This is a genomic window from Sulfurovum aggregans (assembly GCF_055385215.1).
Map to the genome: position 1 here is coordinate 2018853 of NZ_AP042387.1, position 20857 is coordinate 2039709.

21 protein-coding genes are annotated in these 20857 nt (G+C 36.9%); 18 read left to right on the forward strand and 3 right to left on the reverse strand.

Annotation, left to right across the window (positions count from 1 at the left end; genetic code table 11):
• Positions 1-257: 257 nt before the first annotated feature.
• Positions 258-1070 (reverse strand): lysophospholipid acyltransferase family protein, encoded by an 813-nt coding sequence (locus ACZ48W_RS10230; protein ID WP_464828303.1) that lies wholly within the window; start codon positions 1068-1070, stop codon positions 258-260.
• 127 nt (positions 1071-1197) lie between these two features.
• Between ACZ48W_RS10230 and ACZ48W_RS10235 the strand changes: the two genes are divergently transcribed.
• From ACZ48W_RS10235 to ACZ48W_RS10315, 17 genes are all read left to right on the forward strand, one after another.
• Entirely contained in the window at positions 1198-3111 is a 1914-nt protein-coding gene (locus ACZ48W_RS10235) for a TonB-dependent receptor plug domain-containing protein (protein ID WP_464828304.1), read from the forward strand.
• Positions 3112-3182: 71 nt separating this feature from the next.
• A complete protein-coding gene (locus ACZ48W_RS10240; RefSeq protein ID WP_464828305.1) occupies positions 3183-3563 on the forward strand; it encodes a hypothetical protein in 381 nt (126 codons plus the stop codon).
• A complete protein-coding gene (locus ACZ48W_RS10245; RefSeq protein WP_464828306.1) occupies positions 3560-5458 on the forward strand; it encodes an EAL domain-containing protein in 1899 nt (632 codons plus the stop codon). The genes ACZ48W_RS10240 and ACZ48W_RS10245 overlap by 4 nt, the downstream gene beginning before the upstream one ends.
• Before the next feature lie 46 nt (positions 5459-5504).
• Positions 5505-5780, forward strand: a complete 276-nt coding sequence (locus ACZ48W_RS10250; protein ID WP_464828307.1) for a DUF2018 family protein — start codon at positions 5505-5507, stop codon at positions 5778-5780.
• 15 nt (positions 5781-5795) lie between these two features.
• Positions 5796-6692 (forward strand): polyprenyl synthetase family protein, encoded by an 897-nt coding sequence (locus tag ACZ48W_RS10255; RefSeq protein WP_464828308.1) that lies wholly within the window; start codon positions 5796-5798, stop codon positions 6690-6692.
• Positions 6692-7999 carry a glutamyl-tRNA reductase gene (gene hemA / locus ACZ48W_RS10260; protein ID WP_464828309.1) on the forward strand — a complete coding sequence of 436 codons (1308 nt, stop codon included), beginning with the start codon at positions 6692-6694 and terminating at the stop codon, positions 7997-7999. Before ACZ48W_RS10255 ends, hemA begins: the two co-directional genes overlap by 1 nt.
• A complete protein-coding gene (locus ACZ48W_RS10265; protein ID WP_464828310.1) occupies positions 7996-9702 on the forward strand; it encodes a proline--tRNA ligase in 1707 nt (568 codons plus the stop codon). Before hemA ends, ACZ48W_RS10265 begins: the two co-directional genes overlap by 4 nt.
• A gap of 3 nt (positions 9703-9705) precedes the next feature.
• Positions 9706-10128 (forward strand): FxsA family protein, encoded by a 423-nt coding sequence (locus ACZ48W_RS10270; protein ID WP_464828311.1) that lies wholly within the window; start codon positions 9706-9708, stop codon positions 10126-10128.
• Positions 10073-10906: a DsbA family protein gene (locus ACZ48W_RS10275; protein WP_464828312.1), complete on the forward strand. Its 834-nt coding sequence runs from the start codon at positions 10073-10075 to the stop codon at positions 10904-10906. The genes ACZ48W_RS10270 and ACZ48W_RS10275 overlap by 56 nt, the downstream gene beginning before the upstream one ends.
• A 97-nt stretch (positions 10907-11003) precedes the next feature.
• Positions 11004-11957, forward strand: a complete 954-nt coding sequence (hemC, locus tag ACZ48W_RS10280; RefSeq protein ID WP_464828313.1) for a hydroxymethylbilane synthase — start codon at positions 11004-11006, stop codon at positions 11955-11957.
• Between the two features lie 181 nt (positions 11958-12138).
• Complete coding sequence (locus ACZ48W_RS10285; RefSeq protein WP_464828314.1) at positions 12139-13959, forward strand: menaquinone biosynthesis decarboxylase; 1821 nt, start codon at positions 12139-12141, stop codon at positions 13957-13959.
• A 98-nt stretch (positions 13960-14057) separates the two neighbouring features.
• On the forward strand, positions 14058-14654 hold the full coding sequence (locus ACZ48W_RS10290; protein ID WP_464828315.1) for a peroxiredoxin: 597 nt from the start codon (positions 14058-14060) through the stop codon (positions 14652-14654).
• Between the two features lie 87 nt (positions 14655-14741).
• Entirely contained in the window at positions 14742-15164 is a 423-nt protein-coding gene (locus ACZ48W_RS10295) for a Fur family transcriptional regulator (protein ID WP_464828316.1), read from the forward strand.
• Positions 15165-15781: 617 nt separating this feature from the next.
• The gene (locus ACZ48W_RS10300; RefSeq protein ID WP_464828317.1) at positions 15782-17149 is read left to right on the forward strand and encodes a DUF4832 domain-containing protein; all 1368 of its coding nucleotides are present in this window, start codon (positions 15782-15784) and stop codon (positions 17147-17149) included.
• 130 nt (positions 17150-17279) lie between these two features.
• The gene (locus tag ACZ48W_RS10305; RefSeq protein WP_464828318.1) at positions 17280-17513 is read left to right on the forward strand and encodes a hypothetical protein; all 234 of its coding nucleotides are present in this window, start codon (positions 17280-17282) and stop codon (positions 17511-17513) included.
• Between the two features lie 15 nt (positions 17514-17528).
• The gene (locus ACZ48W_RS10310) at positions 17529-17843 is read left to right on the forward strand and encodes a hypothetical protein (RefSeq protein ID WP_464828319.1); all 315 of its coding nucleotides are present in this window, start codon (positions 17529-17531) and stop codon (positions 17841-17843) included.
• A 56-nt stretch (positions 17844-17899) separates the two neighbouring features.
• The gene (locus ACZ48W_RS10315; RefSeq protein ID WP_464828320.1) at positions 17900-18124 is read left to right on the forward strand and encodes a hypothetical protein; all 225 of its coding nucleotides are present in this window, start codon (positions 17900-17902) and stop codon (positions 18122-18124) included.
• Here the strand turns inward: ACZ48W_RS10315 and ACZ48W_RS10320 are convergent.
• Positions 18098-18631, reverse strand: a complete 534-nt coding sequence (locus ACZ48W_RS10320; protein ID WP_464828321.1) for an REP-associated tyrosine transposase — start codon at positions 18629-18631, stop codon at positions 18098-18100. The genes ACZ48W_RS10315 and ACZ48W_RS10320 overlap by 27 nt on opposite strands.
• Positions 18632-19145: 514 nt before the next feature.
• Between ACZ48W_RS10320 and ACZ48W_RS10325 the strand changes: the two genes are divergently transcribed.
• On the forward strand, positions 19146-19658 hold the full coding sequence (locus ACZ48W_RS10325) for a DUF6843 domain-containing protein (RefSeq protein WP_464828322.1): 513 nt from the start codon (positions 19146-19148) through the stop codon (positions 19656-19658).
• Positions 19659-20124: 466 nt separating this feature from the next.
• Here the strand turns inward: ACZ48W_RS10325 and ACZ48W_RS10330 are convergent, their stop codons facing one another.
• On the reverse strand, positions 20125-20808 hold the full coding sequence (locus tag ACZ48W_RS10330) for a YggS family pyridoxal phosphate-dependent enzyme (protein ID WP_464830500.1): 684 nt from the start codon (positions 20806-20808) through the stop codon (positions 20125-20127).
• Positions 20809-20857: the final 49 nt, after the last annotated feature.

Genomic DNA, 20857 nt, shown 5'->3' on the forward strand with positions numbered 1-20857 from the left:
CGCGGAGGCAAAAGCGTTAAGGAAACGTGAACTGCTTCACGTTTGTAGCTACGGAACCAGAGCGGTGGAGCGAAGCGACCCGCGGAGGCAAAAGCGTTAAGGAAACGTGAACTGCTTCACGTTTGTAGCTACGGAACCAGAGCGGTGGAGCGAAGCGACCCGCGGAGGCAAAAGCGTTAAGGAAACGTGAACTGCTTCACGTTTGTAGCTACGGAACCAAAGCGACCCGCGGAGGCAACTATCTATTGGGGATACTTTTAAGCCTCTTTGCTTACTTCTTTTTCGCCCATTAAAAGTGACAGCGCTACATCATCTCCATATTCTTCAAAAAGTTGGCAAATTCTATCTAACTGGATATCTGAACGCTCCAGGTAAGGGTTGTTGTCTATGAATTGCCAAAAGGGTTTTGGGTTTTTACAGAGTTCTTTGAGGTAGTATCTTGTGATCTTTCCCATTGTATCCTCTGTATCATTTAAAAGTTTTTTTCTTTTTATGGCATAGGGGATTCTTAATCCATAATAGTTGATAGGTTCACCTATTTGTTCAAAGTTGACACCTTGTCTTTTAAGAATACGGTGTAAAGAAGATTCCATGATAGAAAAAACTATAGAATATGCATAGAGAATAAAATTAATACGCGTTGCTACCATAAGTCCATAAGTTAACATTGTTCGTAACTTTAGTCTGGAAAAATGTTTATAATTTGGTATATCTTGAATAAGAGCACCTCTGGAAATTTCACAAATAGGTATATTCTCTGAGAGGTGTTTAATATTTTTAATATGAAAATCTTTTTCCATGGGTATCTGTTGTATAGGTGTATGTTTGTTTAGAAAAAAGACTCTTACTGAACCAATATTTTTTTTTGTTGCTCTATGTTGCAAAAGATAAATAAAGGATTGCTCATCATCTTGACTAAAAAGATATGGTTTAATTTCTTTAAGTTCTGGATAGTTGTGAGAAATAACATCACTTCTTAATTCTTTTACAGCTTGGAAGTCCTCTTTGGTTGTAGCAAGGATCAGAGCATATTCTTTTGTTAAAAGATGAATAACTTCGTTTTCGGGCATATTAGGCAACCCCTATTTAATAATTATTTTGTTTTGTAGAGTATAGAGTGCTTTTTATTATAGTTTACTAAAAAGGTAATAATATTTCTTATAAAAATAGGATATAATTAAATAGGAATTTTATAAAATGGATGAAGTTATGGAATATATAGGTGGGCGAAAGATAATACAAAGGAGCTTAATTTTTTTATGTTTGTTTTCTCAAGTTGTGCTTTATGCAGAGAGTGTTGACCGCATACTAGAAGAGTATAATCAAAAAAATGATTTAAGTCAAAAAACCATTGATGAAAATAAAGGTCATTTAGTACTTTTTACCAGAGAAAGACTGGAAAAAATGCATGCGAAAACATTGAAAGATGTTTTTAAAACTACACCGGTTATTTATTATCATGAAAACAGATATGGGCTTCCTGATCCTCTGACTTCTGGAACATTTGAATCTTATAGAAGTAATTTTATCCGCCTGTATGTAGATGGTGTAGAGATCACTCAGGGATGGATGGGAAGTGGGGTGGTACTCTATGGCGATGTAAATATAGATTTTGTGGACCATATAGAATTTTATTATGCTATCCCTTCTTTTGAGACAGCAGTGGAGCCTGCTTATCTCACAATTTTTCTCTATTCAAAAGATCCTAAACGGGATAGTGGTGGAAAAGTAGACCTCATTCAGGGTAGCAGAGGGTATAACTCCCAAAGTATCAGCTACGGAGAGCAAAAAGAAGATTTTGCCTATATGGTTAACTTTTCTCATACGGATGCAAAAAGAGAGACTATAGATAACGGAACTTCCACTCCTTTAAGTGCAGACTTTGAACGTACACAACTTTTTTCCTATATCAAAACTGAAGATCAGATATTCCATCTGCAGGTAATGAAAAAAAATACAGATAGCCTTGCCGGGATGAGCTGGGATGCTACACCTCTAGTTTCAAAAATAGATTACCTTAATCTACATATGGATTATAGAATTAATTTCTCTAAGCATTGGCATGCACAGTTTGCCTATGATTGGCTGAAAACAAATATGATACAGGCAGATGAATTACCTTTGTTTTGGGCAGATGCCCTTGGGTCCAATACCTTTAATGGAGAGTATAAAAACAGTACTTATACAGCGGAATTAACCTATAAGGAAACAATAGGAAATAACCATATTACAGCAGGTATTAAAGGAAGATTCAAGAAACTTGATTCTTTTGAAAGAGATGGACAAGATGCCTTGATTGTTCCTTTTACTTCTGAAAAGGTAGCATCAATTTTCTTTCAAGATCAGTATGCACTTAGTGAGCAGGAACTTTTAACACTGGGGGTATCTTATAATTATATCTCACGGAACGGTGGAATAGAAGATGACTCTCTTTTGCAGTTACGTTTAGGGTATATTTATACCAGTGAACACTGGAGTTATAAAACCTATCTTTACCGTACACAGTTTGCTTTAGAACCTTTGGTACGTTATTTAGATATTTCAAACTATCAGGATGTAGAAATACAAACTACATCAGGTATTACTCAAGAAGTTACCTATAATAATGAGAATTATCGTTTAAGATTAATGCTGCTTATGATGCAAGATGAAGATGGTCTTGTGCAGAATAATACCAATGGTACATCAGGAAATACAAAATATTTCTTTACAGTTTTTAATTATGATTATAATTTTAATATAGATAATAAAGTAAATCTACAACTTTATTATGCACACTATGAAGATATTTTTAATTTAGATAAACTTGAAGACCTGAGTGGATATATCAGTTTTACAAATAGTTATGAAAACTTTGATTTCTACAACGGTATTGTATGGCATCAAAATAGTCTTGATTGGAAAAATTATTTTGATGTGACAAGTTCTGTTTCTTGGAATATCAATAAAGATTTTACTTTAACACTAAAAGGGCAAAATCTTCTTGGTAAAGCTAAAAAATCATCTTTATTTAGAGTTGACCCTACGACAGTACCGCCTACTATGTTAAGCCCTTTAGAAGTTTCTCCTATTGACCAACGTATAACTCTTGAGATGGAGTATACATTTTGAGAAAGATATTCCTTTGTTTAATCCTTTTCTATGGGCATTTATATGCATTAGACAGGGAGAGTACACTTAAAATGTATCATAAACTGCTCTTTTCTTTGTCTCCAAAAGCGATAGTTTCAGTATATGTTGATGATGATGAGTATCGGAAAGTATTTTCATTTTCTAAAAGAATTCAGCTTATTAATGAACCTGAAAATGCGGATATTGTACTTATTACCAATGAATCAACCCTTTATTCAATTCTAGAGAATCCTATATTACAGAATAGTATATATAAAAAACCTATTTTATTTGCTACTGATTATCGGTTCTTAAAGAGATCAGATGATATTATCGGTGCTTTTTACTGGAGAAAAGGGCGTTCACAGTTGTTATTTATTAAAGATCGTCTGGATAGACATCATATTCTCCTTCCCCGGGAGTATAAAGATTTTCTGGTAGATGAGTTATGAAACATCGGTATACCGACAAATATATCTTCGTGATCATGGGACTGCTTATCCTTTTTGCAATCTATCTGCAATTTTCGATCGCCAAAAGTACAGAGAAACTGAAAAATGAAGAGATTGAGAAAACAGAACGGTATGCTGAGAGGATCACTAACTATATCCGGTCAGAGACCAACAGCACGACTTTTAAATCATATTTGGAAGCACATCCTGACAAAAGGGAAGCACTTAATAAAATGCTTCATGCGTTCCTGACAAAAGAAATTCAGTATATTTTTCTTTTATATAAGGATGAGAAGGGGCATTATCGTTTTTTGCTTGACGGTTCATTGCATGACCCCGTTGAATACAATACGATCTTCTTTCCCAAAAGCAAACTTTTTGACCATGTATATTATACGAAAAAACCCCGAATCATTAAACAATCTGAAGGTGTTGAAGAGATTTGGCTCTCTTTACTCTATCCTATTGTAAAAGAGGGTGAGACACAGGCGCTTCTTGTAATGGATCTTTCGGAGAAATACGGGGATTATCTTAATGACTTTAATTCACCTATTGTATATATAGTTACACTGATACAACTGTTTTTGCTTGCAAGTTTTTTCTTTTTTGCTTATTTGGCATATAACTTCCACAGGCTGAGAAAAAGTATGTTGATCGACCCTTTGACTTCAGCCTATACCAAGCTTTATCTGAAAGAATTTTTTGATGTAAAAAAAGTAAATCAGTATAATGCCATGATGATAGACATAGATACCTTTAAACTGGTGAATGAAAAGTACGGATATGAAACAGGTGATATGATATTGAAATTGTTCACAAAAGAGATGGTCTCACTTTTACCTAAAGAATCAAGGGTCATACATACCGGGGGAAGTGAGTTCTTTATTATTCTGGAAAAAAACAGTGCTGACGTAAAAGAAATGGCAGAAAAGGTATTTAAAGGATTGACAAAGAAACGTTATCTGATCGACAATGAAACGATCTCCTTGACTATTTCCATGAGTGCTATGGTGATCCCTGAGGATGTAGAACATATAGGGAATATTCAGAGATGTTTGGATGAAAAACTTTTGGAGATCAAAAACCGCGGAAAGAATGGTTTGGGTATTATTGACAATGTTTCAAAAACCGAAGTAAAATATAAAAATATGGATTATATTAAAGAAGCATTGGAAGAAGAACGACTTACCTGTGTATATCAGCCTATTTTTGATACAAAAACACAACAGATCATTAGATATGAAGCTTTGGTACGATTGCTCGATAAAGAAAATCCTCAAAAGCTGATTGCACCATACTATTTTTTGGATACCATTAAAAAAACCACACAATATATCAAAATGAGTAAGCTGGTATTTAAAAATGTATTTTATACCCTGCATATGTATCCGGATATAAAGATATCGGTCAACATTGATCTTTGTGATCTTTATAATGCAGATATGATGAAGCTCATTACACAAGAACTGTTTAAACATAAGCAGAATGCACATAGATTAACATTTGAGATATTGGAAGATCATGAAATCAAAGATTATGACCAGGTAGCGATGATCTTTCAGCAGTTAAAAACATTTGGTTCTAAAATTGCTATTGATGACTTTGGAAGCGGATATGCAAATTATATCTATCTGATCAAACTGGATGTAGATATCCTGAAGATCGACGGAGCACTTATCCAGGAGCTGCTTTATTATCCGGAGCGTACAAAAATGATGTTGAATTCCATTAAAGTACTGGCAGATATTTACGGATATGAAGTTGTGGCTGAATTTGTTTCCAATAAAGAAATCTATGATATTATCTGTGAACTGGACATACCTTATTCCCAAGGATATTATTTGGGGGAGCCGAAGCCTATAGAAGAGTATATAAATAATGAAGAGCAAAATTAAAATTATTTGGCTATAATAATCTCCTTTTAAAACTAAGGAAATAAAAATGAATATATTTGATGATGAAGATGATGCATTTGTAGGAACACCGAAATCCAACTATTTCAGTATTGCCAGAACAGCGAACCAGAATATTGTAGAGATGGAGATCGAAAAGATGTTCAGACGATTTGCAGTTGCAGAAAAAATGCTTGAGGAAAGAGGGCTTGACGAAGAGCATGAAAAACTCATTAAAGCAACAGTATTGGATAAAGATATTGATAACAGGGTCGACTCTCTTTTTATTGAACTTGTGGGCAGTATTGTCACTCAGTGTGAATAAAACAGGGATCTGCCAATGTTAAGTGCCGTTGAAAGAAAGATAGAACAGTTCATAAATGACTTGAACGATAAAGAGGTCTCGACGCTTTATACCAAGCTTCCTCATGGGAAAAGGCTTAGGGCAAAACTTATTTTAAAGATCGCAGGATCAGATCTTTCTGTAGTGAAAACAGCAGCAGTGGTAGAGATGATACATGCAGCAAGTCTTTTGCATGATGATGTTATAGATGATGCATATACACGTCGAAGCAAGCCTTCCCTTAACGCGCTTTACGGTAATAAAACAGCTATTATGCTGGGAGATATTCTCTATTCCAAAGGTTTTTTGGAATTAAACAATATCAGTCCTGAAGTAGCAAAGATCGTTTCCAATGCAGTTGTCCAACTCAGCCTTGGGGAACTTAAAGATGTTTCACTTTCCAAAACATTCAATATAGATAAAGAGATCTATCTCGATATGATCTACAAGAAGACAGCCTCACTTATAGAAGCAAGTGCAGGTGCAGCAGCTGTGTTGGCAGGTAAACCAAAGGATGCCTATTTAACATACGGCAGGAATCTTGGATTGGCATTTCAAATGATCGATGACCTTCTTGATATTACTTCAGACAGTGAGACGCTGGGCAAACCGGCACTGCATGATTTCGTTGAAGGGAAAACGACACTGCCGTATATTTATCTTTATGAAATTCTGGAGAGTGAAGACCGGAAAAAACTTCTTTCTTTACATGCGAAAGTATTGCATAAAAAAGAACAGGCATGGATCATGCAGAAGATGGATGAACATCAGATACTTATAAAATGTTATGCACAGGCAAAAGAATTGATCGATGAAGCGGTAGAATTGATGAATGAAAATGGTGAAGAAGTGCTTTCTGATATTGCTCAAGAGATGATAGACAGGGATTTTTAATGTATTATCAAGTGGTGAGTTTTTCGCATAAAAATTGTGATCAGGCAATGAGAGAGAAATTGGCCTTTGCCAATGATGAAGAGAAAAAGGTTTTACTTGACCAGCTGGTAGGCTTTGAATTTGTTTATGAAGCTTTTGTTATTTCTACATGTAACCGTGTTGATATTGTACTTGCAACCAGAGATAATTTTTCAAGTTATCATGCAGTTTTAGGTTTGATGAGCCAAAAGAGTGATCTCAATTTCTATGAACTCAAGACCAATGCAAAACGTTATGATGATGAAGAGGCAGTAGAACATATTTTTTCAGTTGTTTCTTCTTTGGATTCACTGGTGATAGGAGAATCACAGATCACAGGGCAGGTGAAAGAAGCATTTAGATTCTCTCATGCCAACGGTACAGCAGGACGTAAACTTAACCGTATGCTCTCTTATGCGGTGAAGTGTGCTGCAGCAGTGCGAAATGCAACCAATATTTCACAAAACCCTATCTCTATCGCTTCTGTTGCTGTTGCCCAGGCACATAAACTTTTAGGCGATAATATACAGGGAATGAAAGGCATCGTTGTGGGTGCCGGTGATATGGGTGTACTTGCGGCAAAACATCTGCTTAGAGTAGGATGTGATGTGGTGCTCATAGGACGCGATCTTGAAAAAGTACAGGCCGTGGCAGATAGTTTGGGCGAAAATGTAAAAGCGGATACGATGGATAATTTGGCAAAATATCTCAATAGATATCGTCTTCTTTTTTCGGCTACTTCATCAAAAGAGCCTGTGATCACCAAAGAGCTGATAGAGAATGAAACACTTCCGAGACATTGGTTCGATATGGCGATCCCACGTGATATTGAAGATATGGATCTGGAAAAATTGAAGCTTTTCCGTATAGATGATTTGCGCAGTATTTCAAATGACAACCATGCGTTGCGTGAAGAACAGGCAGTCAGAGCGACAGAAATAGTAAACCAGTATAAAGAAGAGTTCTATACATGGCTGAGAGCCCTCTCTATAGAGCCAGTGATCAAACAGATGAGAGAACATGTATCTGAAGCTATAGATGCAGAAATGCAAAGAGCGATCAAAAAGGGATTTGTACCTGTAGAGTATGAAGAGAATATGCGCAAGATGGCTATCCAGATGTTCAACCGTTTCCTGCATGATCCTACAAGGAATCTGAGGCACTCTTCTGCAGAAAAGAAAAATGCGAATTGCATTGAAGCTGTAAAAAAAATGTTTAATATAGATACTGAGAATATCGATTTCAAACAATATAAAAATGATCACCATACAAAAGGATACAGTACGTGAGATTTTCAAGATTATTAGTTCCTACAACAAAAGAGACTCCGAATGATGCTGCTTTGGCAAGTCATATTTATCTTATACGCGGAGGATTCATCCAGTCTGTAGGCGGAAGCGGACTTTATAATTTTTTGCCATTGGGTAAAAAAGTCTTGGACAGAGTACGTGAAGTGGTAAAAGATGAACTGGACAAAGCAGGTTGCCAGGAAGTGAGTCTTAGTTTTGTGACACCTGCTTCGCTTTGGCAGGAGAGTGGACGTTTTGAGAAGTACGGTAAAGAGCTTTTACGTTTTAAAGACCGTAAAAACAATGATTTTATTTTAGGACCGACACATGAAGAGATGATGGTAAATCTTGTAAGACAGACAGTAAAAAGTTACAAGCAGTTACCTTTGAATCTTTATCAGATCAACCTCAAATTCCGTGATGAGATAAGACCTCGTTTCGGTTTGATGCGCGGACGTGAGTTTTTGATGAAAGATGGTTACAGTTTTCATGCTACAACAGAAGATATGCAAAGAGAGTTTACTCTTATGGAAGAGACCTACAAAAAAATCTTTAGACGCTTGGGACTGGAGTTTAGAGTGGTTGAAGCTGACTCTGGTGCCATAGGCGGCAGTGGTAGTAAAGAGTTCATGGTACTTGCAGATTCCGGTGAAGATACTATTGTGGTATGTGATGGTTGTGACTATGGTGCCAATATCGAAGCAGCTGTTCGTAGAGAAAAAGCATGTATGGCCGAAGCTCCGGAAGCTGTTTTTTCAAAGTTCCATACACCCGATACCACTACCATAGAAGCTTTGAGCGATTTCTTTAAAGTTGATCCCTACTATTTGGTAAAAACGGTAGCCAAACGTGCATTGTATGATGAGGGTAAAAGTGAAGTTGTACTCTTCGCACTTAGAGGTTCAGATGAGCTGCAAGAGGTAAAAGCCTGTAATGCTGTTGATGCAAATGACCTGGTTGACATTAGTGAAGAAGAGTTGGCTGAGGTTGGTTTGGTTGTAGGTTATATGGGGCCAACTGTTCTACCGGAAAGTGTGCGTGTTGTATTTGACAATAATCTCAAAGAAGCAAGTTCCATGATATGTGGGGCAAATGAGAAAGACTATCACCTTGTAGGAAACAGTTTCAAGGGTGTAGAAGCTGATTATCATGATCTTGTAGCAGTACAAGAGGGGGATCTATGCGCATGTTGCGGAAAACCTTTACGTTATACCAAAGGTATAGAGGCAGGGCATATTTTCCAACTTGGTACACAGTATTCAGAGCCATTGGGAGCAACATTTTTGGATGAAAACGGTAAAGAACAACCTATGGTAATGGGAACCTATGGTATAGGAGTAAGTCGTTTGCTTGCTGCTATTATTGAGCAAAATCATGATGACAAAGGGTGTATCTGGACAAAAGAGTCTGCACCATTTGACTTAGAGATAATCATCTCAAACATAAAAGATGAAGAGCAAATGGCTTTAGGTGAAAAACTCTATGCATCATTAAAGTCCCAAGGATTGGATGTTCTTCTTGATGACAGAAAAGACAGATTTGGTGCAAAGATCAAAGATTATGAACTTCTGGGTATACCTTATGCTGTAATTATAGGTAAAAAATTACAAGACGGATATGTGGAATTTGTGACTAGAAGAGGACTTGAAAAAGAAGAGGTCTCTATAGAGACTATTTTAGATGTTGTGAGCCAAAAGGTATAAATAATGATCATTATACTTATCCCCCTTTTACTGTTGGAACTTTATCTCTCACTTAAAGTAGGTGAAAGCATAGGTTTTATGTGGTCGGCTATATGGATAGTAGTGAGTATGCTTGTAGGGATAAGACTTCTTCAGTCCACTCCTTTTACACTTATGGGAAATTTAGCTGTAGTTTCTAAAGGAAAGTTGAGCATGCAAAGCTTTCAAAATGCAAGTACTGCATATCTTATAGGTGCACTACTTCTGATCATACCGGGGGTCTTAAGTGACTTTGTAGGTCTTGTAGCATTGCTTTACACGGTTTATTTACAATTTGTTGCTAAAATAACACCGGAACAAACAAAATTTGATACAAAAAAAGGAGATGACAATGTCATTGATGTCGAAATTATTGATGAGCACACTGATCGCAACAGTCGCGCTTAGTGCCAATGCTCAACCAGATAATAAAACGCTGCTAAACTATATTAAAAAAAATATAGTTAAAAATCCTCAAGTAAAAGTAAAAGGTATTACAATCCTTGAGACAAAGCAGCATAAAGATCTTCCTGGTTGGGATGTACTTTTAACCATAATGGATCTTGAGTATCAAAAAAAAGATATCCATGTTCCTGAAATGATCTTTGTTAAAGATGGATTGGCAACAGGACATTTGGTTGATCTGAAATCAGGTAGAGATTATCGAAATGGGATCAAACCAACAGTACCTGCCAGTATGTATGATGATGCCCATCTTCTTTTTGGTAATAAGAATGCAAAGCATAAAGTACTGATATTTTCAGATCCTCAGTGTCCATTCTGTCAGGAAGTAATACCTGAGATTTTTAAAGCAGCCAAAGAGAACCCGACAAAATTAGCAGTCTATTACTATCATTTACCGCTTTTAAGGATCCATCCTGTTTCAGATGTATTGACACGTGTAATGCATGTGGCACAGCATGAAGGTAAAATGGATGTGGTAGAAAAAATATATTCACTAAAGATCAATCCAAGAGAGACAAATGTGACTAAAATACTTGCCGCAGTTAAAAAGCATGCAAAGTATAATGTTACGGCGGCAAAGATCGATACTAAAGAAGTAAAAGATGCAATTAAGGCAGATGAACTTGCGGCAGGGAAGATGATGGTTTCAGGTACACCTACTGTCTATATAGACGGTGAGTGGGATAAAATGAGAGACGGGTATAAAAAACTCATAAAGTGAGTTTTTTATAGTGAAGAGTGAGGAGTGAAGAGTGAGGAGTGTTGGTACGCTTTTCCTTCAGAAAAGCTCCTTGATAAAATAAAGAGAGGGGAACTTTTTGGAAAAACTGATTATAGCAACGCGGGCAAGCAATCTGGCGCTCTGGCAAGCGTATCATATTAAAGAGAGAATTGAAACATCGTTTCCGGAAGTGACCGTTGAACTCAATGAGATCACTTCCAAAGGTGACAAGATATTGGATAAACCTCTTGCCTTGGTAGGAGGCAAAGGGCACTTTACCAAAGAACTTGAAGATGAGATGTTGGAGGGAAATGCCCATTTGGCAGTGCATTCACTTAAAGATGTTCCAACCTACATACCTGAAGGACTGGAACTTTGTGCGATCACAGAGCGTCAAGACCAAAGTGATGTCTTTCTTTCGCATACTTATAAAAGTCTGGATGAACTTCCAGAGGGTGCGGTAGTAGGTACAACAAGCCTTAGAAGACGTATGCAACTTTTGGAACAGCGTCCGGACCTGAAAGTGAAAGATCTCAGGGGCAATGTGAATACACGTCTCAGAAAGCTTAAAGAGGGGCAATATGATGCAATTATTCTTGCATACATTGGGCTCTATAGACTTGACCTGCTCAAGGATATTCCATTTGTAGAGAAACTCACTTTTATGATCCCACCTATGGGACAGGCTGCACTTGGTATAGAGATTGTAAGCAGTAATGACAGAATACGTGAAATCGCGATGAGTTTAAATGATGAGAACAGTTTTATCTGTACTAAACTTGAACGTGATTTTGTTTCCAGGATAGGTGCGGGATGTTCTGCGCCTGTTGCTGTAAATGCTGTTATTGATGGTGACAATATTACAGTAAAAGCAATGCTTGGCTACCCTGATGGAACACATATTATGCATAGAGAACTTTCTTCTTCAGTATCTGAGTGTGACAGCCTTGGTGAACAACTGGCAGAAGAGATGATAGATGAAGGTGCTTTAGGTATCCTCTCTAAGGCTGAAGAGATCGCTTTTAAGGATGAGATGCCGGAGAGACTGTAAAATCTCTTTGTTATATTTCATCTCTTGGAAGTGATGCTTTAGCTTCACCATTATACTTATCGAAGCCAAAGCATCGGTTTCGGAATATTTAGATAATCTTTTCATTTAATAGCACTATATTCCTCTTATTCATATACACTTTTCGCTATAATTTACACAATAAAATGCAAAGGGTAGTGCAATGCAGGACGTAGTACAATGGCTCAAAGATAACGGTAACTTAAAGATCATAAATGAACCACTGGATGTAGAGTTGGAGATTCCTCATGTGGCATATGTGGAGGTGAAAAAAGAGGACTCAAGACCTATCCTTTTTACGAAACCTGTCAACAAAGCCAAAGGTATTGAATATGAAATGCCTGTACTTATGAATATCTTTGCAAATAAGCCCCTTACTGAAAAGATATTCGGAAAACATCCTGATGATGTGGCACAAGGGATAGATGAACTGCTTAAGCTCAAACCCCCTAAAGGATTAAAAGCCAAATTAGCGATGATCCCAAAACTTTTTTCACTTAAAAATGTATTTCCAAAACGTTTGAACTTCAGAGGAGAGTGTCAAGAGATTATCATTCCCAAAGAAGAGGTGGATCTGGATACCTTACCTATACTTAAAACCTGGGAAGAGGATGGAGGCCCTTTCATTACGATGGGGCAGGTTTATACGCAGAGCCTTGACGGACAGATGCAAAACCTTGGGATGTACAGACTTCAGCAGTATGACAAAAACAGACTGGGGATGCACTGGCAGATTCATAAAGATGCATCTCACTTTTTTGACCAGTACCAAAGAGCCGGGAAGAAGATGCCTGTGACGGTTGCTATAGGAGGTGACCCGCTTTACATTTGGTGTGGACAGGCACCGATGCCTCACGGTATGTTTGAAATGCTGCTTTACGGTTTTGTACGTAATAAAAATGTACAGTTGGTGAAGTCTGTTACAAATGACATTTACATTCCACGTGATGTAGATATTGTCATAGAAGGTTTTGTAGATCCTGAGCTTATGGAGATAGAAGGTCCTTTTGGTGACCATACGGGTTACTACACACTTAAAGAGCCTTTCCCTGTAATGGAAGTAGAGACGATCACAATGAAAAAAGAGCCTGTTTTTGCAGCAACGGTTGTAGGAAAGCCGCCATTGGAAGATAAATATATGGGGTGGGCCACAGAAAGAGTATTCCTGCCGATGCTCAAACCTATGGCACCTGATCTTATAGACTACAATATGCCGGAAAATGGAGTGTTCCATAATCTAATTCTTGCAAAGATGAAAACACTTTACAAAGGCCATGCACAGCAGTTCATGCATGCCTTTTGGGGGGTAGGTCAGATGAGCTTTGTGAAACATGCTGTTTTTGTGGAGGAAAATGCTCCTGAACTTGAAGAGAGTGAAGCATTGACCGAACATATACTCAACAGACTTGATAAAAGTAAAATACTTATTACCCAGGGGATAGTAGATCATCTTGACCACTCTTCAGAAGAACAATTCGTTGGCGGTAAATTGGGTGTGGATGCAACGGGTGATGAAATAGATGAGGGAGTAGGGCTGCTTTTAAGTGACAGTGAACTTCATGAATACATGATCAAGATCGATGATTCCATTAGAGAGGTCAGACAGTATATGACACATACCAAAACACCGGTATGTGTGATCTCTGTGGATAAAAAAGAGTCCCAAAAATATCTTATTTCAAAGTTGCATGAATTGAAAGAGTACATTAAGCTTCTTGTCATTGTAGATAAAACCAATAATGATCTTGACAACCCTTATATGTTAATCTGGAGAGTCGTTAACAATATCGATGCGCAAAGAGATATCGTACTTGAGCCTTTTATTGCAATAGACGGAACCAATAAGAATGAAAAAGATGGTTATGAAAGAGAATGGCCGGGTGATACCTTCTGTACAGAAGAAGTACTTGACAGGCTTCAGAAAAAGGGATTGATCGATATTGATGAAGTGTTCGTCAGAAAATTCGGACTGCTTCCCTATTAAATAGGATAAAATTTATCTTATTTTATGATTTTTTATCTTTCTTTAAAGAAAATAAGATAGAATTCTTATGTAATAAAAATTATCGTTAAGGAATAAATATGTTAGTTACTAAAAAAGCTCCGGATTTTACAGCAACAGCTGTACTTGCAAATGGTCAGATCGTAGAAGGTTTTAACCTTATGGAAAACTTAGGTGAAAAAGGTGCGGTACTTTTCTTCTATCCACTTGATTTTACTTTTGTATGTCCATCAGAGATCATTGCATTCTCTCACAGAGCAAAAGAGTTTACAGATAGAGGTATCAACATCATCGGTGTATCTGTAGATAGCCAATTCTCACACTTTGCATGGAGAGAAACTCCGGTAGAAAAAGGTGGTATCGGTAGAATCAACTTCCCATTGGTTGCTGATCTTAGCAAACAAATTGCCAGAGATTATGATGTTCTTCTTGATGAAGCTGTAGCGCTTAGAGGTTCTTTCCTTATTGATGCTGACGGTACAGTAAGACATGCAGTGATCAATGACCTTCCACTTGGAAGAAACATCGATGAGATGATCAGAATGGTAGATACTATGTTGTTTACCAATGAACATGGTGAAGTATGTCCTGCCGGTTGGGTCAAAGGTGACGAAGGTATGAAAGCAGACACTGAAGGTGTTGCTGAATATCTTGAAAAACACGCAGACGAATTGTAAGATACAATAACCGTTCCCAGGTGTAGCCTGGGAATGCATATATAAGTTCATAGAGATTGAATTTATATATACATTGAAAGGATAAAAATGACAGATTATGCAGCACTTCTTAAAGAGAGTGGACTTAAAGCAACATTTCAACGTATGAATATTTTGGAAGTAATTGAAAAGTATGGACATATGTCCGTAGAGAATATCTATGAAGAAGTGATCAAAGTACACCCTTCACTTTCACTGGCAACGATCTATAAAAATATTATTTTAATGATGGAAAAGGGTGTTTTGGTTGAAGTACCTATTGCCGGTAAAAAATCAAAATATGAGATTTCCAAAGTGGATCATATGCATCTTATCTGTACAGAGTGCGGAGAAGTGGAAGACAGACTCTGTTTGGACAATACCGATAAAATATTTCATGAGTTAACAGAGCAAGAGCATTTCAAGCTCAAGAAGCGACAGATAAATCTTTATGGTGTTTGTGAAAAATGCCAGATGCAAGAGGCATCGTAGTATTACGATCGTACAGGTGTCTGTACCTGTAGCAGATAGATGACCCTTTTCTTCGTTCCTATATTGTGAGACTGTGAAAGAAGCCATGGAAGTGGAGACTTCAGTCCCACCAAAAAGCTTTTTTCCTAAAAAAGTTTATATTTAATGGAAAATATTGTTTTTTCTGTCAAAACAACCTAAAAATATGCAAATATTTGGGTGAGGCTAAAGCCTTCACTTCCAAAATAATAAGTTCTTTCACAGCCTCTGTACGTGGAAATGCATACGAGAATACAAACTGCCAAAAATACTTAACTTCCAGTAGACCATTAACTCCTTCTCTTGTTCCCAGGCTCCGGCTTGGGAATATACATACAGTATTGTTGTGTGTTGGAAGTGGAGACTTCAGTCCCACCTAAAATCTGCATAAATATCTATTTTTACGCCAAAAGAAGCATAATTTCTAGATAAATACAAATTTTATAAAGCAAATGAGCTTTTTGTGGGACTGAAGTCTCCACTTCCTTTGGTTCTTTCACAATCTCTGGAGTTTGGGGATGAGAAATTGATTTTACAGTATGTAATGACTTTCTTTTTTCTTTTGGTTATAATCTGAGAAAGAAGGGGGAGGGATTGCAATGCTATTTAAGTTATTGGGAAGTTTGATATCTCTTTTTTTGCTCTCCGGCTGTGGCGGAAGCAGCTCAACAAATGAAGAGAACCCATCTGTTATTAAATTCACTGAAGACAGCAGTGCCAATATCTTAAATCCGGACAGGGGATTCTACGATGCCGACTATGAGTTGAATGCCGATACGAACTATAATATGTTCGAAGGTGTCATAGAGAGCGGATATACTTTAGTGTATGCACCGCTTAACCTGGAAGAGTATAATACTACAGCCATACTGCCCAGTGCACTGATCAATACGATCAATAAAAATTTAAATGATGCCAATACCAGCGGTGTCAAGCTGATCTTCCGGATCAAATATCGTTCTGACCTAAATGGGTATGACCCTTCAAAAAGTATCATATTGGACCATTTGGATCAATTAAAACCACTGCTTCAAACCTATAAAAATATCATTTCTGTTATCCAGGCCGGGACTATAGGTGCATGGGGTGAATGGCATAGTTTTACAGGTGATTATGCTGATAATGATGCAGAGTATAAGATCAATAGAAAAGATATTATTGCAAAACTGGCTGATATATTTCCCAATAAATATATTCAGATAAGAACGCCTATGCATAAAGAGTTGCTGTATGGTGCTTCAAATGATTATGCAGATGAAAGTGATGAGGGGAAAATTACACCGGATATTGCATACAGTGATGATATAAGAGCAAAAATAGGACATCATAATGACTGTGTACTTGCCAGTGAAACCGATATGGGAACCTATCCGTCCGACAACATAGAATTTTGGAAAAGTTATGTAGTCAATGATTCCAGGTATGCTCCTGTCGGCGGAGAGACATGTGGCATAGGAGAGGGGAGTGAAGCTTCTTTATCCGGTTGTACCAATGCATTATCGGAATTAAAACGATTACAATACTCTTATCTCAATGATGCATATCATCCGGATGTCTTACAGAAATGGAAAGATGAGGGATGTTATCAGGAAATTAAAGAAAACCTGGGATACAGACTGGTTGCCGATGAACTGGATATACAAAAGAGTTCTGATATGCTTACACTCTCTTTATCTATTCAAAACAAAGGGTATGCCGCACCCTATATAAGATCGGATGTGAATTTCATCCTTAAGAACGATACCCAAGAATATAGTTTCAGACAAGATATTGATATGCGAACATTTTATCCGGAAGAGACAAAGCAAATAGAAAGCAGTCTCTCTCTGGACGGTATACCAGGCGGTGAGTATTGTCTATATCTGCAAATAGGGGAAAATTATTCAGCTATCAGGTTGTCAAACAGCCAATTATGGGATGAACGCAGTAAAACAAATAAGCTGGCCTGTAATATTGTTTTGGAATGATCTTACGGGTGGTTATTATTCCCACCCTGTATATTATTTAAAGAGAGCTGACCCTATACGGACAAGATTGGATCCACACATCTTTAGTATACGACGAGGAACAGATATAGATATTACTAAAAGAACAGGCATGGAAGAAGGATCGCCATTTTCAAAGGCAATGAATAAAATTCCTGGAATCAATGCGGTTGCTGGTATGCATGATTACTTTCAAAATACATGGGATAAATTGCAAGGTACACAATATGGAAGCTTACGTGAAATGCTTAATGTTCCAGGTATGTTACCTGCAGCAACATTAACATACACTGCCTTAATTTCTGATTATACTAGTTGTTTTACAATTCAAAAATCTATATATTGAAAGGAGCTTTATTGAATGAATAAATATTTTGTTTTAATTATATTTTTGGTTTTGCAAGGCTGTACATCTTATACTTTAAGAGATTATGCCAATAATAGTATTAATACAGCAGGTTATAGCTCTCTTCTTCGAGCAGAATCTTTACCTCCATCAGAATGTGATAAAGAGTGGAGAAAAAGTTACACCAAAAAGAGAACATATCCTTTACCTAATGGTAATTTTGTTTATGTAAATCATGGAAAATGTGGTTGTATCATACATTGGGAAATAGAGAAGAAAACTAATAAAGTGGTTGGATATAAATTTGAAGGTGATAGATGTCCTAAATAAAAGGAACTATAAATGGCAAAAGCTACCCGCACGGACTTACCAGAGGAATTATCACCGTGGCACAGGGTGGAAAGTTCGGTGCAGGGTTTGCCAGCGGGTTTGTTTCAAGCGGGTTCTCTGTAGGCAGAACAGCATTTGGCAACCTTGCAAAAGAGACAGCCAAGATGGCAAGAACAGCAGTCATGGCAATGGTGGACGGAGTGACTTTTCTCGTTCCCATCCGTCCTCGGTGGGAATGCATACGAGAATCTAAATCACCAAAATCTCTCAACCTCTATTAATCCTTCTACACCCTCATAATCCCTAGCAGAACTATATCGCCAATGTATGGCTGTATCTACATATCCACGTTTTACAGGGTTTTCATGAATATATTTTATTTTACTTATCATCATTACATCGGTTTGTATGAGTTTAGGCTGATAGCCCTCTTGCCAAAGCTGATAGATTTTATCAGCTTTGTGTGCTTTTTTGTAAAATTGAAATTGTTTCAGTAGTGTTTGGGCATTTTCTTTTTGTAGGAGTTTTAGTAATGCTTTGGCTGTAAATGATTTAAAGTGCCTCATGCTTTTAGCAACATCATCACTTTGTATTATAAGGTGTATATGGTTTTCTAGTATCACATAGGCATAGAGCTTTAGACTCTCCTCTTTCTGTAGATATTTGAGGCTATCTAGTAGTATTTCTACACTCTCTTTGCGTGTAAAGATAGGTAGCCAATTTAGTATGGTACAGGTCACAAAGTGTGGATGTGTTGGTTCCTGTATTTTATATCTGCTTCTGCCCATTGTTTTATCTTTTTTCTTGTATTATAGTTTAGAAAATTGTTAGAGTGTAAAAATATGGCATATTGTCATGTTTTTTGGATTTTAGTATGCATTCCCACCGAGGACGGATGGGAACGAGGAAAGATTTTGTTCCTGATTTGAGATATAATAAATAAAAAAGTTAGGTAGTTATTATGGATGTATGTGACAATATATGTATTTTTCTTATTTCTTTATTATATTGTTCTCCAATTCTTATATCATATTGTTGTTTTGCACTCCAAAAACAACACATTATAAAAAGAAGAAAATATATTCTATTAAATTCCCTTGTGGGATATTTTTGGATGATTTTATTCTATTTCATTATGAATTTGCTGCAACTAAATAAAGAAATAGCCTATAAAATAGGTGGATTTATTATTGATTTTCCTACTCTTTCTTTTTGGATATTATTATCTATATGGGTTTTACCTATTTTTGGTTTAAATTATATGCTCTCTAAAAATAAAATTGTAAATTTTGGTGAGACTAAATGAAAATATCCGATAAAACACTTAAAATATTTAGGAGAACAGCAGGTACTCTGCTTGTTTTGGTGATAGCTTATATGGGTTTCATGTATTACGCATTTCACCCAAGAGAGGGTAAGAAATATTTTTTCCCTGAAAAATACAGAGGATGGGTATGTATTACCTATGAAAAAAAGGGTGCTGTTCCTTTGGATATAGAAGAAGATGCTCTTATTCTAAAAATTCCACCAGACGGGAAGATAGAAACTTCTTCTAGATCCACAATTGTTGATGCAAAAGGGTATTATGTTCCGACATATAGTGAGAATTACTATTATTCAGAAAAGGGAACAAGAGAAGCAGAAGAGTTGGCTATGGGTGGAGGTTTTACTGTACAAAATGAGGGGAGTGATGAGTTTACTTCTTATTTTTGGATTAGTACAAAAGAAAACCTGGAATATGATTATGAGAAGTATGTAAAGAACAGAGATGTGTTAAAAAATCCTCTTTGTGGTAAATGGGAAAAAGCAAAATGAAAATGAAATTAAAATGTTATCACTACATAGGATTAATTTTTGCATCTATCAATTTGTTGATTTTTATTAAGTTTTATCTTGAAGCAATAGAGATGGGTGCACAGTATCAATTGCTTTGGATACCTTTATCATTTATCGACTTTCCTATTACTATTATATTTTTCATTTTAATGTCAATAGGTGTAGCTCCCAATATATCAGCACTCATTTCTTTTGGGATATTAGGAACATTTTGGTGGTATCTAATGACAAGTTTTATTACAAAAAAATTTTGTCATTATAGCAAGGGAGTGTAGAATTTTAAGTTTTTAATATAACTCTAAAAGACCGTGCAATAAGGCTTTATAGCACTTTTTTGGTGAGGTTGCTACATAATACCGAGATTTAATCTAGCCTCCTTGTCCCTGTAGAATGTTTTGTTACTTGAAGTTGTACTTACGGGTGGTTATTATTCCCACCCTGTATATTATTTAAAGAGAGCTGACCCTATACGGACAAGATTGGATCCACACTTTATAGCCAACCGGTAATCTCCGCTCATCCCCATAGAACAAACAGTAGCTCCCTCTTTCCCCAGCTTTTCATAGATGCTGTGTGTGGTCTCGAAACTCTGCTGAATGAGCTTTGTATCCTCACTGTGGGCTCCTATGGTCATGACACCCTTGAGGTTGATGTTCGGACAGCTTTCTCTGATCTCCTGGTAGATATCTGTAGCCTCTTCAGCAGATACACCCGACTTACTCTCTTCCTTGGCAGCGTTTATTTGCAGTAGGCAATTCATTTTTGCTTCTTTTGCTTCAAGTTTTTTGTTAAGTTCCTGTGCCAGTTCAATGCTGTCCAGTGACTGCATGAGAGCAGGACGAAGGTCTATGAGATTGTTGATCTTGTTTTTTTGCAGGGTACCTATCATATGCCATTCAAGTGGCAACTCTTTAAGTTCTGTCATACGTTCTTTAAGCTGTTGTACCTGATTTTCGCCAAAGGCTCTTTGTCCCAATTCGTAGAGTGTTTGGATGTTCTCTATTTCAGTATATTTTGCAACAGTCACAAGTTTTACGATGTGGTGTTCACTGACAGCGATACGTGCTTCTTCTATGTTCCAGATGACTTCATCCAAGTTTGCTCTTAGTTGTTCTTTGTCCAGTATCATTTTTTCCTCTCCTGTAAGAAATATGTCATCCTGATCCTGTTTCAGGATC

What these genes read in the sequence shown, in the direction of transcription:
- ACZ48W_RS10230 (WP_464828303.1), bottom strand. Translation starts at nt 1,070, where the DNA reads ATGCCCGAAAACGAAGTTATTCATCTTTTAACAAAAGAATATGCTCTG.
- ACZ48W_RS10250 (WP_464828307.1), top strand. Translation starts at nt 5,505, where the DNA reads ATGAATATATTTGATGATGAAGATGATGCATTTGTAGGAACACCGAAA.
- ACZ48W_RS10300 (WP_464828317.1), top strand. Translation starts at nt 15,782, where the DNA reads ATGCTATTTAAGTTATTGGGAAGTTTGATATCTCTTTTTTTGCTCTCC.
- ACZ48W_RS10285 (WP_464828314.1), top strand. Translation starts at nt 12,139, where the DNA reads ATGCAGGACGTAGTACAATGGCTCAAAGATAACGGTAACTTAAAGATC.
- ACZ48W_RS10290 (WP_464828315.1), top strand. Translation starts at nt 14,058, where the DNA reads ATGTTAGTTACTAAAAAAGCTCCGGATTTTACAGCAACAGCTGTACTT.
- ACZ48W_RS10275 (WP_464828312.1), top strand. Translation starts at nt 10,073, where the DNA reads ATGTCATTGATGTCGAAATTATTGATGAGCACACTGATCGCAACAGTC.
- ACZ48W_RS10245 (WP_464828306.1), top strand. Translation starts at nt 3,560, where the DNA reads ATGAAACATCGGTATACCGACAAATATATCTTCGTGATCATGGGACTG.
- ACZ48W_RS10320 (WP_464828321.1), bottom strand. Translation starts at nt 18,631, where the DNA reads ATGGGCAGAAGCAGATATAAAATACAGGAACCAACACATCCACACTTT.
- ACZ48W_RS10235 (WP_464828304.1), top strand. Translation starts at nt 1,198, where the DNA reads ATGGATGAAGTTATGGAATATATAGGTGGGCGAAAGATAATACAAAGG.
- hemA (WP_464828309.1), top strand. Translation starts at nt 6,692, where the DNA reads ATGTATTATCAAGTGGTGAGTTTTTCGCATAAAAATTGTGATCAGGCA.
- ACZ48W_RS10310 (WP_464828319.1), top strand. Translation starts at nt 17,529, where the DNA reads ATGAATAAATATTTTGTTTTAATTATATTTTTGGTTTTGCAAGGCTGT.
- ACZ48W_RS10330 (WP_464830500.1), bottom strand. Translation starts at nt 20,808, where the DNA reads ATGATACTGGACAAAGAACAACTAAGAGCAAACTTGGATGAAGTCATC.
- ACZ48W_RS10295 (WP_464828316.1), top strand. Translation starts at nt 14,742, where the DNA reads ATGACAGATTATGCAGCACTTCTTAAAGAGAGTGGACTTAAAGCAACA.
- ACZ48W_RS10325 (WP_464828322.1), top strand. Translation starts at nt 19,146, where the DNA reads ATGAAAATATCCGATAAAACACTTAAAATATTTAGGAGAACAGCAGGT.
- ACZ48W_RS10305 (WP_464828318.1), top strand. Translation starts at nt 17,280, where the DNA reads ATGGAAGAAGGATCGCCATTTTCAAAGGCAATGAATAAAATTCCTGGA.
- ACZ48W_RS10255 (WP_464828308.1), top strand. Translation starts at nt 5,796, where the DNA reads ATGTTAAGTGCCGTTGAAAGAAAGATAGAACAGTTCATAAATGACTTG.
- ACZ48W_RS10240 (WP_464828305.1), top strand. Translation starts at nt 3,183, where the DNA reads ATGTATCATAAACTGCTCTTTTCTTTGTCTCCAAAAGCGATAGTTTCA.
- ACZ48W_RS10270 (WP_464828311.1), top strand. Translation starts at nt 9,706, where the DNA reads ATGATCATTATACTTATCCCCCTTTTACTGTTGGAACTTTATCTCTCA.